Origin of the sequence: Sphingomonas trueperi (assembly GCF_040545665.1) — a bacterium.
Lineage (GTDB): Bacteria > Pseudomonadota > Alphaproteobacteria > Sphingomonadales > Sphingomonadaceae > Sphingomonas > Sphingomonas trueperi_B.
This window is the reverse complement of record NZ_JBEPMH010000001.1, coordinates 962,887-977,247: the sequence shown is the minus strand read 5'-3', so window position 1 is coordinate 977,247 and position 14,361 is coordinate 962,887. Positions and strand designations below refer to the sequence as shown.

10 protein-coding genes are annotated in these 14,361 nt (G+C 67.4%); 5 read left to right on the top strand and 5 right to left on the bottom strand.

Annotation, left to right across the window (positions count from 1 at the left end):
* Nucleotides 1-52: 52 nt before the first annotated feature.
* Both addA and trxA read left to right on the top strand, forming a co-directional pair.
* Nucleotides 53-3,457, top strand: a complete 3,405-nt coding sequence (gene addA / locus ABIC65_RS04410) for a double-strand break repair helicase AddA (protein ID WP_354307061.1) — start codon at nucleotides 53-55, stop codon at nucleotides 3,455-3,457.
* Between the two features lie 84 nt (nucleotides 3,458-3,541).
* Nucleotides 3,542-3,862, top strand: a complete 321-nt coding sequence (gene trxA, locus ABIC65_RS04405) for a thioredoxin (RefSeq protein WP_354307059.1) — start codon at nucleotides 3,542-3,544, stop codon at nucleotides 3,860-3,862.
* 49 nt (nucleotides 3,863-3,911) lie between these two features.
* Here the strand turns inward: trxA and ABIC65_RS04400 are convergent, their stop codons facing one another.
* Together ABIC65_RS04400 and argJ are read right to left on the bottom strand one after the other, a co-directional pair.
* Nucleotides 3,912-4,706, bottom strand: coding sequence for an inositol monophosphatase family protein (locus ABIC65_RS04400; RefSeq protein ID WP_354307057.1), 795 nt, complete (start codon nucleotides 4,704-4,706; stop codon nucleotides 3,912-3,914).
* Between the two features lie 5 nt (nucleotides 4,707-4,711).
* Nucleotides 4,712-5,938, bottom strand: a complete 1,227-nt coding sequence (gene argJ, locus ABIC65_RS04395) for a bifunctional glutamate N-acetyltransferase/amino-acid acetyltransferase ArgJ (RefSeq protein WP_354307055.1) — start codon at nucleotides 5,936-5,938, stop codon at nucleotides 4,712-4,714.
* Between the two features lie 260 nt (nucleotides 5,939-6,198).
* Between argJ and ABIC65_RS04390 the strand changes: the two genes are divergently transcribed.
* Nucleotides 6,199-6,459 (top strand): hypothetical protein, encoded by a 261-nt coding sequence (locus ABIC65_RS04390; protein ID WP_354307054.1) that lies wholly within the window; start codon nucleotides 6,199-6,201, stop codon nucleotides 6,457-6,459.
* Nucleotides 6,460-6,585: 126 nt separating this feature from the next.
* Entirely contained in the window at nucleotides 6,586-9,330 is a 2,745-nt protein-coding gene (gene secA, locus ABIC65_RS04385; RefSeq protein ID WP_354307052.1) for a preprotein translocase subunit SecA, read from the top strand.
* 228 nt (nucleotides 9,331-9,558) lie between these two features.
* Here secA and ABIC65_RS04380 read toward each other — a convergent pair whose 3' ends face one another.
* From ABIC65_RS04380 to ABIC65_RS04370, 3 genes are all read right to left on the bottom strand, one after another.
* Entirely contained in the window at nucleotides 9,559-10,158 is a 600-nt protein-coding gene (locus ABIC65_RS04380) for a CC0125/CC1285 family lipoprotein (RefSeq protein WP_354307050.1), read from the bottom strand.
* 131 nt (nucleotides 10,159-10,289) lie between these two features.
* Complete coding sequence (locus ABIC65_RS04375) at nucleotides 10,290-10,805, bottom strand: phosphoribosyltransferase (RefSeq protein ID WP_354307048.1); 516 nt, start codon at nucleotides 10,803-10,805, stop codon at nucleotides 10,290-10,292.
* On the bottom strand, nucleotides 10,805-11,821 hold the full coding sequence (locus ABIC65_RS04370; RefSeq protein WP_354307047.1) for an adenosine deaminase: 1,017 nt from the start codon (nucleotides 11,819-11,821) through the stop codon (nucleotides 10,805-10,807). The genes ABIC65_RS04375 and ABIC65_RS04370 overlap by 1 nt, the downstream gene beginning before the upstream one ends.
* Before the next feature lie 280 nt (nucleotides 11,822-12,101).
* On the opposite strand from ABIC65_RS04370, the gene ABIC65_RS04365 reads away from it, so the two are divergent.
* Nucleotides 12,102-14,207: a hypothetical protein gene (locus ABIC65_RS04365; RefSeq protein ID WP_354307045.1), complete on the top strand. Its 2,106-nt coding sequence runs from the start codon at nucleotides 12,102-12,104 to the stop codon at nucleotides 14,205-14,207.
* Nucleotides 14,208-14,361 lie beyond the last annotated feature (154 nt).

Genomic DNA, 14,361 nt, shown 5'->3' with positions numbered 1-14,361 from the left:
GCGACTCCTGGCCCCCTGCTTTCGCAGGGGCACGGCTAGGAAGGACGCGCCCATGAGCCGCAGCCCCGCCAAGCTTCACCCGTTGAAGGGCAATCAGAAGCGCGCCAGCGATCCGACGCGGCATATCTGGCTGTCGGCCTCGGCCGGCACCGGCAAGACGCAGGTGCTCGCCGCCCGCGTGTGGCGGTTGCTGCTCGCCGGCACCGATCCCTCGGCGATCCTGTGCCTCACCTTCACCAAGGCGGGTGCGGCCGAGATGTCCGAGCGGATCACCGGCCGGCTCGCCTATTGGGTGCGCGCCAAGGACGAGGAACTCGCCGCCGATCTCGCGGCGCTGGGCGAGAGCATCGGGCCGGAGAGCCGGGCGGCCGCGCGAACGCTGTTCGCCAAGGTGCTCGATGCGCCCGGCGGCGGCATCCGCATCCAGACGATCCACAGCTTCTGCCAGTCGCTGCTTTCCGCCTTTCCGATCGAGGCGGGGCTGGTGCCCGGCTTCCGCCCGCTGGAAGCGCGCGAGGAGGCCGTGCTGGCCCACGAGACGCTCGCCGAGATGCTGGTCGAGGCGCGTCGCGAAGGCCGCGAGGGCGTGATCGATGCGATCGGCGCGCTCAGCCTGCGGCTTGGCGAGGGTGGGGCGGAAGGGTTCCTGCAGGAATGCGCCCGCGCCGGCGAGGCGCTGGAGGCGTTGCCCGGCGGCATCCAGCCCTGGCTGCGGCGGGCGTTCGACCTGCCGGCGGGCGACATCGCGGAATCGCTCGCAACAAGCTGCAGCGACGACAGTTTCGACCTGCAAACGCTACGCAATATCGCCTCTGCCAACGCCGCCTGGGGCACCGTGCGCGGGCTGGAGCGGGCGGACATCATCGCCGCCTGGCTGGCGCGCTCGCCGGAACAACGCGCGGAAACGCTGGCCGATCTCCACCTCGTCTGGGCGACCGCCAAGGGCGATCCGCGCAGCTTCGCCAAGGGGCAGGCGCCGCAGGATCCCGACTATGCCGAAGCGGCGATGCGGCTGCACGGCCGCTGCGGCGAATTGCTCGCGATGCGGGTGCGCGCCGCATATGTTGATCTGCTCGCGCGCGGGCTCGAGGCGGGGCGGGAATATGCCCGTGCCTATACCGCTGCCAAGCGCCGGCTGGGCGCGGTCGACTTCGATGATCTGATCGGCCGCACCATCGCGCTGCTCCGCCAGGAGGGCATGGGCGAATGGGTGCGCTACAAGCTCGACCAGGTGACCGAGCACGTCCTGATCGACGAGGCGCAGGACACCAACCCCCGGCAATGGGCGATCGTCTCGGCCATGGCCGACGAGTTCTTCGCCGGCGAAGGCGCGCGCGGCGAGCGGCTGCGGACGCTGTTCACCGTGGGCGACTACAAGCAGGCGATCTTCGGCTTTCAGGGCACCGACCCGATCTTCTTCCAGGCGGCGTTCGAGCGGTTCAAGCGGCTGGCCAACTTCCGCCCGGACTATGAAGTGGAAGCGCGGGAGCTGGAATCGCTGTCGCTGACTCATAGCTTCCGCTCGACCCGCCCGGTTCTGGAGTTCGTCGACACCGCGCTGGGCCTGCTCCCCGAGCCCGGCATGGGCCCGATGAGCGACAGCGAGCCGCACGCCAGTGAAGTGCCGGGTCCCGGTACGGTGACATTGTGGCCACCGGTGATCGAGGGCGGCAGCGAGGCGGACGAGGAGGAGTGGATCGGTGACGCCACCCGCGCGCTCGCCGCCCGCATCGCCCGGCAGATCAAGGGCTGGGTGGGCAGCCTGCCGCTCACCAGCAAGGGGCGGATGCTCGCCCCCGGCGACGTGATGGTGCTGGTCAAGCGGCGCGGGGAACTCGCCTCGCTGATCGTCGCGCGGCTCTATGCCGAGGGCGTGCCGGTGGCGGGTGTCGACCGGCTGCGCTTGAACGCGCCGCTGGCGGTGCAGGACCTGCTCGCCGCGATCCGCTTCGCGCTCCAGCCGGAGGACGATCTGTCGCTGGCGGCGCTGCTGGTATCCCCGCTGATCGGCTGGAGCCAGGAGGAGCTGATGGCGGCGGCGGTGCGCGAGCGCGGCGGGCTGTGGCGCCACCTGCGCGAGCGCCAGCCCGCCGAGAAGCTGGCGCCGCTCTACGACCTGCTGCGCCGCGCCGACCTCGCCACGCCCTATCGCTTCCTCGAGGAGATATTGTCCGGGCCGATGCAGGGGCGGCGCAAGCTGCTGCTGCGGCTGGGCGAGGAAGCGCGCGACCCGATAGAGGAGCTGCTCAACGCCGCGCTAACCTTCGAGACGCGGGCGACGCCGTCGCTGCAGCGCTTCCTCGACTGGTTCGATCGCGGCGATGTCGAGATCGTTCGCGATGCCGCGCAGCCGCAGCCGGCGGTGCGGGTGATGACCGCGCACGGATCGAAAGGCCTCCAGGCGCCGCTGGTGATCCTGGCGGACGCGACGGTGGACCCCACGCGCAGCCCGCGCAGCTTCCTCAAATGGGCGCCGGAGGAAGATCAGGATGCCTTCCCGATCTTTCGTCCCCGCAGTGCCGAGCGCGACGGCGTCCTGGCCGAGGCGTTGGAAAAGGCCGATGCGCGCGAGTTGCAGGAACATTGGCGGCTGTTCTACGTCGCCGCTACCCGAGCCGAGGAGCGGCTGGTGATCGCCGGCGCGCTCGGTCCCCAGGCCAGGGGCGAGCCGCCCAAGGCGAGCTGGTATGCCGCGAGCGCCGCCGCGCTCGATGCGCTGGGCGTGCCGCTGGACGAAGCCGGTGTGCGGGAGTTTCACGGCGTCGTCCCGCAGGCGCCGGTTCGAGCGGTCGCGGCACCGGCACGCGTGACAGCCGCACCCGCGCCGGTACTGCCCGACTGGTTGCACACGCGCGCGCCGGAGGAAGCCCGCCCGCCGCGGCCGCTCGCGCCTTCGTCTCTCGGTGATGACCGGGTCGCCGATCCGCCGCCAGGGCCCGCGCTGCGCGCCGCTGCCGAGCGCGGGCGGCTGCTCCACGCCCTGTTCGAGCGGTTGCCCGGCGTCGTCCCGGAGACGCGGCGGTCGGCCGCCGATCGCTGGCTGGCGGGGGCGGGGGGACTCGCCGATGCCGCCGAGCGGACCGCGCTGATCGATGCGGCATTGGCCGTCACCGAAGACCCCCGCTTCGCCGAGCTGTTCGGGCCCGATGCGCTGGGCGAGGCGCCGATCGCGGCGGTGGTAGCGGACGGGGTGGTGGTCTCCGGCACAGTCGACCGGCTGGTGGTGGCGCCCGAACGGGTGCGCGTGGTCGACTTCAAGACCGGCCGCCGCGCGCCGGCGTCGCTCGCCGACGTGCCACCCTATCACCTCCGCCAGATGGCGGCCTATGTCGCCGCGCTGCGCGTGATCTTCCCGGACCGCGAGGTGGAGGCGGCGCTGCTGTATTCCGCCGGTCCGGTGCTCTACGCATTGCCCGAGGCCCTTCTCGCCGCGCACAAGCCGGGCTACGTGGGGTAGGAGCAAAGCTTTGGGTCCTGCGCTTGAGCAATGGCCCCGGCGATCATAGATAGCCGACCAACACGAAGTTCAGGAGATACCGACATGGCCACTGTGGCGACCACCGACGCCAAATTCGAAACCGACGTGCTGCAGGCGGACAAGCCCGTCCTCGTCGATTTCTGGGCGGAATGGTGCGGCCCCTGCCGCATGATCGCCCCGGCGCTCGAAGAGCTCGCCGAGGAGCTGGCGGAGCAGGTACAGATCGTGAAGATCAACATCGACGACAATCCCGATGCGCCGACCAAGTACGGCGTGCGCGGCATCCCGACGATGATCCTGTTCAAGAACGGCCAGCAGGCCGCCACGCAGGTCGGCGCGCTGCCCAAGAGCGCGATCAAGCAGTGGATCGAACGCGAGATCTGATCGCGTTGCGCTCGGCTCCTCACCCTGTCGCGGGTGGGGAGCGCGGGCTTCAATCGAACAGCAATTCCGTCGCGCGCTTGCCGAGTTCCGGCGTCGATGCCGCGACGATGCCGATACCTTCGTCGCCGATCCGATAGGGGCTGCCGTCCCAGCGGCCGACATAGCCGCCCGCTTCGGTGAGAAACAGCACGCCCGGCGCGTGATCCCAAACGAGAGTCCGCCGAAAGACCGCGATGTCGTTCTGGCCCAGCACCAGCCGAGGATAATTCTCGGCGGCGCAGCGGGGCAGCGGCACCAGCTCGAATGCCGATCCGAAACGCGCGGCGCGGGCGGCGTGTTCTTCCGCGGACTGCCCAACTTTTGAGACCGCCGCCAGCGGCCTGGCTGCTCCGCTTGCGCGGGCGCGGACCGGTGCATCGCCGATGAAGGCGCCGCCGCCCAGCGCGGCATGGCACATGCGGTCGGCAACCGGATCGTAGAGCCAGCCCGCCTGCGCCACGCCGTTTTCGACGAGTGCGATCATGATCCCGAACGGGGGCTGGCCGGCGGCGAAGTTGGCGGTGCCATCGATAGGATCGATGATCCAGGCACGCGCGGCGGTCGCCTGGTCCATCAGCGCCGGATCCGCCGCGCATGCTTCCTCGCCGACGATCACTGCGTCGCGGTCGATCGTCGCCAGCCCTTCGGTCAGCCGTTCCTCTGCCTCGCGATCGGCGATGGTGACCAGTTCGCCGGGCGTCTTCTCCAGTACCTCCTCGGCCGCGAGATTGCGGAAGCGGGGCATCACCACCGTTTCGGCCACGGTGCGCATCAGCGCGGAGACGGCGGCATGGTGGCGATGCATGCGCGTCAGCTCCGGTAGTCGGCGTTGATCGAGATATAGCCGTGGGTGAGGTCGCAGGTCCAAACCGTCGCGCGACCCTCGCCCAGGCCGAGATCGACGCCGATCTCGATTTCCTGCCCCTTGAGATGCGTCGCGACCGGTGCTTCGTCATAGCCTTCCACCGCGAGGCCGTCGCGCGCCACCTGGGTGGTGCCGAAGCGGATGGCGAGCTGGTCGCGCTCTGCGGGTTCGCCGGCCTTGCCGACGGCCATCACCACACGGCCCCAATTGGCGTCCTCGCCGGCGATCGCGGTCTTCACCAGCGGCGAATTGGCGATCGACATGGCGATGCGGTGCGCGCTGCGGTCGCTTTCGGCGCCTTCGACGGTGATCTCGATCAGCTTCTGCGCGCCTTCGCCGTCGCGCACCACGAGCAGCGCGAGCTGGCGGCAGAGGTCGGCAAGCGCGGCGCGGAAGGCGTCGGCGCCCGCGTCCTCGTCGCCGGTCAGCGGCGCATTGCCGGCCTTGCCCGTGGCGAAGGCGAGCACGGTGTCACTGGTCGAGGTGTCGCCGTCGACGGTGATGCAGGAGAAGCTGGCGCCATTGGCATCGCGCAATGCGTGCTGGAGGAACACCGGGTCGACCGCCGCATCGGTGAAGATGAAGCCGAGCATCGTCGCCATGTCCGGCGCGATCATCCCCGACCCCTTGATGATCCCGGCCAGCGTCACCGTGCGGCCGTCCACCACCGCGGTGGTCACCGCGCCCTTGGCGAAGGTGTCCGTGGTCATGATCGTCGCGGCGGCGTCTTCCCAGCTGCAGACTTCGGCGGTGTAGGCCGCGTCGAGTCCGGCCTCGGCCTTGTCGATCGGCAGCGGCACGCCGATCACCCCGGTGGAGGCGACGAACACGTCCGAGGGATCGCAGCCGAGATGCTGCGCGGTACGGGCGGCGATCGCTTCGACGGCCGCGCGGCCGCGATTGCCGGTAAAGGCGTTGGAATTGCCCGCATTCACCACCAGTGCGCGGGCCTTGCCGAGCACCAGTGCCTTGCGGCACCACTCCACCTCGGGCGAGGGGCATTTGCTGCTGGTCAGCACCCCCGCGACGCTGGTGCCTTCGTCGAGGGTGACGAAGGTGAGGTCGCAGCGGTCCCAGTTCTTGTACCGTGCCCGAGCGACGCGCGGCGTCACGCCGGGAATTGCGGGCAAAGTGGGGAAGGGCAGCGCGAGCGGGGAGGTGCTGGTGGACATGGGCAGGCCTCGGGTTAGAATGCGGCGCGTGCTTCGTGCATGGGGGGGCAAAGATCAATGCTTTTGGTGATGGCGCCGCTGTTGCCGCTGCGAGGAGGCGCTCGCCCGATCGCGAAGACGGAAGGCACACCGTCTCATTCCGCACCGATGCACCCGCCAAGCCCTAGCTTTTGATTAGACGAACCGTGCGTCGATCCCTATGTGTCGTGCGTTGCCGCCCGTCGGTTGCGACATCACCACCGTGTACCACAGGGTTTCGCTTGGAACTGCTGCTGCTCCTCACTGCGCTTTTCGCGAGCCTGACCGGCGTGTCGGGCGAGCGTGGGCTGCGCCCGATCCAGGGCGTGGCCGTGGTGCGCGTGGCCGAAGCGGCGCAGGCGGCGGTTGCCCCCTCGCGCCATATCGTCGCCGCTGCGGCGGTGCTCCCGGCGCTGGTGCGGGTCGTCGCGATCCCGGTGTTCCATCTGGCCGCCGCACCGCGGCCTGCGCTTCGCCTCGCCTTCGAGCAGCGGCGCGAATAGCCTTTCCGGCCCGCGCGCTCGGGCCCTTCTTCCCTTCGTTGCCGCGCGCGTGCGCGGTGCGCCCGTGATGGCTCCGCTTCGTCCGGCAGCCGTCGCGCATCCCATCCAAACAGGTCAGGAATTCGCATGTTCGGCGGTATTGCCAAGTCGCTTTTCGGTTCGTCCAACGATCGCTACGTCAAGTCGCTCAACCCGATCGTCCAGAAGATCGCCAGCTTCGAGCCGACGCTCCAGGCGATGAGCGACGACGCGCTCGCCCAGCAGACGATCAAGTTCCGCGAGCAGCTGGCCAACGGTGCCAAGCTCGACGACCTGCTGCCCGAGGCCTTCGCCACGGTGCGCGAGGCGGCGCGGCGGGTGATCGGCCAGCGCCACTATGACGTGCAGATGATCGGCGGCATCGTGCTCCACCGCGGCGAGATCGCCGAGATGCGCACCGGCGAGGGCAAGACGCTGGTGGCGACGCTCGCCACCTATCTCAACGCGCTGCCGGGCGACGGCGTCCACGTCATTACCGTCAACGACTATCTCGCCCGCCGCGACGCCGAATGGATGGCGCAGGTCTATGGCTTCCTCGGCCTCACCACCGGCGTGATCGTGCCCAACCTCTCCGACCAGCAGCGCCGCGACGCCTACGCCTCGGACATCACCTACGGCACGAACAACGAGTTCGGCTTCGACTATCTGCGCGACAACATGAAATATGATCGCGCCAGCATGGTCCAGCGGCCCTTCGCCTACGCGATCGTCGACGAGGTCGACTCGATCCTGATCGACGAGGCGCGCACCCCGCTGATCATCTCGGGCCCGACCGACGACCGCTCCGAGCTCTACATGAAGGTCGACGCGGTGGTGAAGCAGCTCGATTCCTCGACCTACGAGAAGGACGAGAAGCAGCGTACGATCGTGCTGACGGAGGAAGGCACCGAGACGGTCGAGCGGCTGCTCGAGGATGCCGGCGTGCTGGTCGGCGCGAACCTCTATGATTTCGAGAACACCCAGGTGGTCCACCACCTGAACCAGGCACTCCGTGCGAACGTGATGTTCAAGCGCGACACCGATTACATCGTCAAGGACGGCAAGATCGTCATCATCGACGAGTTCACCGGCCGCATGATGGACGGCCGCCGCTGGTCGGACGGCCTGCACCAGGCGGTGGAAGCCAAGGAAGGCGTCAACATCGAGCCCGAGAACCAGACGCTCGCCTCGATCACCTTCCAGAACTATTTCCGCATGTACCCGAAGCTCGGCGGCATGACCGGCACCGCCTCTACCGAGGCGGCCGAGTTCTACGACATCTACAAGATGAACGTCGTCACCATCCCGACCAACCTGCCGGTGCAGCGCGTCGACGAGGAGGACACCTTCTACAAGTCAACCGAGGACAAGTTTGCCGGCATCGCCAAGACGATCAAGGCGCATGCCGAGCGCGGCCAGCCGGTGCTGGTCGGCACCGTCTCGATCGAGAAGTCCGAGCTGCTCTCCGAATTCCTCCACCGTGAAGGCGTGAAGCACGAGGTGCTCAACGCGCGCTTCCATGAGAGCGAAGCGCATATCGTCGCGCAGGCGGGCCGCCTGGGCATGGTCACCGTCTCGACCAACATGGCCGGCCGCGGTACCGACATCCAGCTGGGCGGCAATGTCGAGTTCCGCATCGCCGACGAGCTGCGCGACCTGCCCGACGGCCCCGAGCGCGACGCCGCGATCGAGCGGATCAAGGCCGAGGTCGCCGCCGAGAAGGAGCAGGTGAAGGCCGCGGGCGGCCTGTTCGTGCTCGGCACCGAGCGCCACGAAAGCCGCCGCATCGACAACCAGCTGCGCGGCCGCTCGGGCCGCCAGGGCGACCCGGGCCTCAGCCGCTTCTATCTCAGCCTCGACGACGACCTGCTGCGCATCTTCGGCTCGAACACCCTGTTCTCGCGGATGATGCGCTCCAGCCTGGAGGACGGCGAGGCGATGCCGCCGTCGCGCTGGCTGAGCAAGGCGATCGAGACCGCGCAGCGCAAGGTCGAGGCGCGCAACTATGACGTGCGCAAGCAGGTCGTCGAATATGACGACGTGATGAACGACCAGCGCAAGGTGATCTACGAGCAGCGCGCCGACATCATGGATGCCGACACCGTCGGCCATGTCGTCGAGGACATGCGCCACGAGACGGTCAATGCGATCGTCGGCGAGGCCTGCCCGCCGAACAGCTATCCCGAGCAGTGGAATGTCGCCGGGCTCAAGGAGCGTCTCGCCGACACGCTCAACCTCGACCTGCCGGTCGACGAATGGGTGAAGAACGAGGAAGCGATCGATCCGGAAATCCTGGAAGAGCGTATCCGCGAAGCGGCCGATGCCGCGATCGCCGAGAAGGCCGCGGACCTCGAGCCGGAGACCTGGACCTCGATCGAGAAGTCGATCCTGCTCCAGAACCTGGACCATCACTGGAAGGAGCATCTCGCGATGCTCGACGCGCTGCGCCAGGTGGTCCACCTGCGCGCCTATGCGCAGAAGACGCCGATCAACGAATACAAGCACGAGGCGTTTTCGATGTTCCAGCGGATGCTCGACACGATCCGCGAGGACGTGACGCGCACCATGGCCTTCGCCCAGTTCCGCATGGCGCCGCCGCCGGAACTCCCCGAGCTGCCGGCCTTCCTGACGACGCACATCGATCCGCTGACCGGCATGGACAACACCAACGACTGGGACGGCGGTTCGGCGGGGCTGGTCACCACGCGCCTGCCACCGCTCGGCATCCCGCAGCCGGCGGGCGACGACTATGGTACCGATCCGTCGCAATGGGAGGGTGTGGTCAGCCGCAACGCGCCGTGCCCGTGCGGTTCGGGGCTGAAGTACAAGCACTGCCACGGCCAGGTGGCGTAAGGGCTGTTGGTTCCCCTCCCGCTTGCGGGAGGGATGCCCCCAGCTGTCATCCCGGCGAAAGCCGGGATTCAGTCGCCTCTCGGCGGCAGCTAGAGCCAAACCGGAGACCCCAATGGATCCCGGCTTTCGCCGGGATGACGGCTGAGAGCGTCGCCTCTACCTCGCAAAAGAAAAGGGCGGCGCCGGTATCCCCGACGCCGCCCTTTCTGTTTCCTCGCGTGCCCGCGATCAGCGGGTCTGCGGCATCTGGATTTTCGGGCCCAGCCGCTCCTTCACCTCGCGCGCATCGAAGGCGCGGATGTTGTCGGCGGGCTTGGGGCCCTTGCCCATCACGATCTCAGCCATCGCCTCATAGCGGTCGACGGTGCGAATATCGACGTTGCGGTCGAAGAAGGGATCGCCCCAGAAGGGATCCCAGCTGCGCCAGCCCCAGCGCGGGCTGTAATAGCGCCAGTACGGGTTCCAATAGCCCCAGGGGCCGCCGAAGCCGGCGCCGCCGACGCCCGGCGTCGCATAGGTCTGGGTCTTCTTTTCCGTGTCGCGATTGGCGAGCAGGAAATAGTCATAGCCGCTCTGCAGCGTCAGCTCGGCCGCGCGATAGAGCAGGTAACGCTCCACCGTCTCGCGCGAGGTCAGGCTGTTGCCCGAAAAGCTCACCCGGAACCGATTATCCTCGATCTGCTCGTCCGAATAGCCGTTGCGCACCGAACCGTTCGCCGAAGCGGGCTGGTACGGCGTGGCGGTCATGCACGATGCGAGCGAGAGGCTGCCCGCGACCATCAGGCCGAGTGCTGCCAGCCGCCGGCCCTTCTGTGATGAAATTGGCATTGTTCCTCCGACACTTCCAAACAGTAACGTCGCCGAATGCCCCTCGAACGCGCGAGCCGGCGAAACTCTCCCGTGCGTTCACGCGATGAGGCGTGGCATGAGTGCGATTGACGGTTGCTGAACGGCAGCTGTCAAGCCAGCCGATCGGGTACCTCGCGGGCATCGGCATCGATGCTGGTCTGCGGCGCCATCGCCTCCCAGGGGAAGACGAACCAGTCCTTCTGCACCGCGCGGTCGATCGTCTCGGCGCAATATTCCACCCGCTGCGACGATTGGACATTGTCGAGCAGCACGGCGAAGCGCACCTGCTCGGCCACCGCGTCTTCGGCGGCAAGCGCGGCGCGCAGCTCACCGATTGTCTTGCCGCTGTCGTTGATGTCCTCGACGAACAGCAGCCGCTCGCCGTTGCGGGTCCGCTTCGCGAGCACCCCGACCAGTTCCCCGGCGAACTGGGCGATGTGGGTCGAATAGTCGATCGAGACGAGCGGCAGCCCGATCCGGTGCGAGAGATACACCGCGGGCGTCAGCCCGCCGCGACCGACGCCGACCAGCAGGGTGGGGGACCAGTCCATCACGGCGCCTGCAATCGCGTGGACGCCCGCGACCAGCTGGTCATGGGTGAAGTGGGTGAAGAGGATGTCGCCCATCACGCCGCCTCCGCCACCCAGGCGTCGATCGCCGCAAGGTGGGTCGCCACCGCTTCATCGGGCAGGAAGGAACCCAGGAAGCTGTTGCGGGCGAGGGTGGCGAGCTGCTGCTTGCTGAGGCCGCGGCCGTACGCGACGGCGCGGTAATTCTCGCCGACATAGCCGCCGAAATAGGCGGGGTCGTCCGAATTCACCGTCGCGCGCAGGCCGAGTTCGAGCATCCGGTCGATCGGGTGCGCGTCGATCGTCTCGACATTGCACAGCTTGACGTTGGACAGTGGGCAGACGGTGAGCGTCATGCTCGAGCGCGCCAGCCGGGCGACCAGCGCGGGGTCGTCGAGGCTGCGATTGCCATGGTCGAGCCGGTCGACCCGCAGCAGGTCCAGCGCCTCATGGACATAGGCGGCTGGGCCTTCCTCGCCGGCATGGGCGACGCGCTTCAGGCCCTTTTCGGCGGCGGCGGCGAAGACGCGGGCAAACTTTGACGGCGGATGGCCAAGCTCGGACGAATCGAGACCCACGCCGGCGATGCGATCGAGCCAGGGCTCGGCCTCGGCGAGTGTCTTGAAGGCATCTTCCTCGTCGAGGTGCCGCAGGAAGCAGAGGATCAGCTGCGAGGTGATGCCGAAGCGCGTCTCGGCCTCGGCCATGCCCGCGAGGAGCCCCTCGACCACGGTACCCATCGCGATGCCGCGATGGGTGTGGGTCTGCGGATCGAAGAAGATCTCGGCGTGGCGGACGCCGTCCGCGGCCGAGCGCTCGAAATAGGCCAGCGCCAGGTCGCGGAAATCGGCCTCGGTGCGCAGCACGTCGGCACCGGCATAATAGATGTCGAGAAAGTCCTGCAGGTTCGAGAACTGGTAGGCGGCGCGCACCGCCTCGACGCTGTCATAGGGGATCGCCACGCCGTTGCGCCGGGCGAATTCGAACATCTGCTCGGGCTCGAGGCTGCCTTCGATGTGGAGATGGAGTTCGGCCTTGGGCAGGCCGGCGATGAAAGCGTCCAAATTTTCCATCGCCCCAGCATCGCAGCGGCACCGGCGAGTCGCAAGCGCAAGGCCGGACAGGTAGATTGCGTTCCGTGCACCTGCTGACGCACCCCGGGGGCATCGCGATGGGGCCAGCGCACCCGGTCCGGAACGTGCGGCATAAAATATCTTTAACGACAGCAATCTATGCCAGGTATCTAAGCAGATCGCTCGGGTTTTCCTTTGTGCGGGCTGCGGCACTGCATCGTGAAAGATCGACAGCACCGATGGCATTCTCGTTCCAGGCGAACTCAAGGCGCGCACGCTGATGCCGTTCATGCTGGGCGTCGGACTATATGCCGCCTTCGCGCAGGAGCAGACTGCCCCGGCATCTTCCGAGATTGTAGTGACCGGCAGGCGCCCCGCCGATCCCGATGCCCCTCTCCAAACGATAGCCAGCGAGGAGATCGATACGTTTGCCGCTGAGACGGTGGGGGACGTGATTACGGCTGCCCAGCGCCGCGTCGCCGGCGGGGCTAGGGACGTCTTCGTTAATGGCCGGCGGTTGGGGGACATCAGCGACATTTCCAGGCTCCCGCCGGAGGCAATCGAAAAGGTCGAGATCCTGCCGCCATCGGCGGGCGCGCGGCAGGGATTCGGCGGTGGCGCGCCGGTGGTCAATGTGGTCCTCAAGAAGCATTTCCGCGCGTTACAGGCGAACGCCAACGGCACCCTTGCCACCGACGGTGGTGGAGAAGCGGCACGGCTGGAGGTGGGGCACACGCTGCTGCGCGGCGACAAGCGTTTGAACACGACCCTATCGGGAGGATTGCAAGGCCCGCTACGCTATCAAGATCGCTTCAGCCCAGCCGCGCTGTCCGAGGGGGGAGTCCCCAACGGGACTGCGAGCCTCCGGCCCTCCGGGCAGCAGCTGACCTTGCTGGCCGGTGCGGCATTGCCTGTCGGACGGCAGCAACTCTCGCTATCGGGCAACGGCAACTTGAACCGCAGCGCGCGCGTGCTGGAAGAGGGGCGCGGCGTGCTGCGCACCAATAGCCGGGGCTTCGGCGGCTCGGCGACGCTGACCGGGGTTGCGGGGCATCACTTCTGGTCGTTGCTGGCGAATGCGGCAACCTCGACCTTCGACAGCGGCACGCGTGGCGGCATTGGCGCGGTCGACAGCAGCTCAGCTACTACGACAGTTAGCATCAGCGCGACCGCCTCAGGATCGGTAGTGCGCCTTCCCGCCGGCTCCATGCAGTATAATGCCAGCGGCTCGCTGGGCCGTGACAGGCTTTCCCAAGGCCTGGACCGCACCGGTACGTTGGCAAGCGTGCGGCGATCGAGGGACGCGCAACTTGGTCTCAGTATCCCACTTCTGAAAAGGGGCGCGGGGTGGGGACGGGTCGGCGATGTGTTCATCCGCACCCAGGCGCAATTCGCCCGCGCTACCGGCAGCGGGGCCGTGCAGGGCTATGAGCAAACGCTCGGCTGGTCGCCGCTGCATGGCCTGAGCGCGGAATGGAGCACCGGCAACCAGGCCGTGGGTGCAAACCGGGAGTTGGTGCCATCGACAATCGATTCGGATGTCCTCGTGTTCGACCCGCTGGCCCAGGCATCGGTTCGTGTCGTCCAGGTCCGGGGCGGCAATCCCGATCTGCGCATACCGAAGCAAAGGCGCAGCGCTCTCCGTGTGAACTACAACCAGCGGATGGGCGGGACTAGCTATGGAGCGTCCATCTACTACACGCGCAATCGGACCGACGACCCTATCCTCACGCCCTCGCCGAGCCTCCTCCTAGAGCAGGCATTTCCGGACCGTTTCGTCCGTGTCGCCGGCACACTCACCCGGATCGACGTGCGGCCGCTTAACGCCTTCCGGCAAAGCAACGCCAGCCTTAGCCTGGCGGCGAACGCGTCCGGCGGTCTTCGTCATCCCCAGCGGCGAGGCGGGGGGGCGGCAATGGGCACGCGGTGGACGTTGAACCTGAGCTACACTCGTCGTCTCTCCGAACGCTTGCAACTGACCCCAGGTGGACCGGTACTGGATCTAAGCGCTGCCCAGATCGGCCCCGGCGCAGGCGGCCGCGACTCGTTCAACGGGCAGGCCGGTGTCGCAAATGCGCGCTTTGGAGTTCAGCTACGGGCCGACTGGATGAGCGCGTCGACCGTCCTCGGGCAGGGCGGCGCTCGCGATGGGACCTACAGCCAACCCGTCCTGTTCGGGCTCGACACGAACTTCAACCTCAAGGCCAGTGCGGACCGCTCGGGCGGCAAGCCGACGATTCGTGTCCATCTATCGGTAGAGAACCTGATGAATGACCGACCGGCGGTGGTATTCCCGGATCGGCCTACGCCCTTCGCGTTGCTGCCCGCAAATCTCGACCCCCTGGGCAGAACCATTCGACTCTCCGTTCGAGCGACACTGGGGTGATCGCTCTGGATAGTCCGATAGTTCAGGTTGGAGATTCATCATTTAATAAATGGTAAATCTACAATCAAATAAAATCATATACTTAGGATATTTTCTTCATATATTCGGCATCGCTCGGACGTGATTTTGAGCATAGGAATGCTACGCAACAACT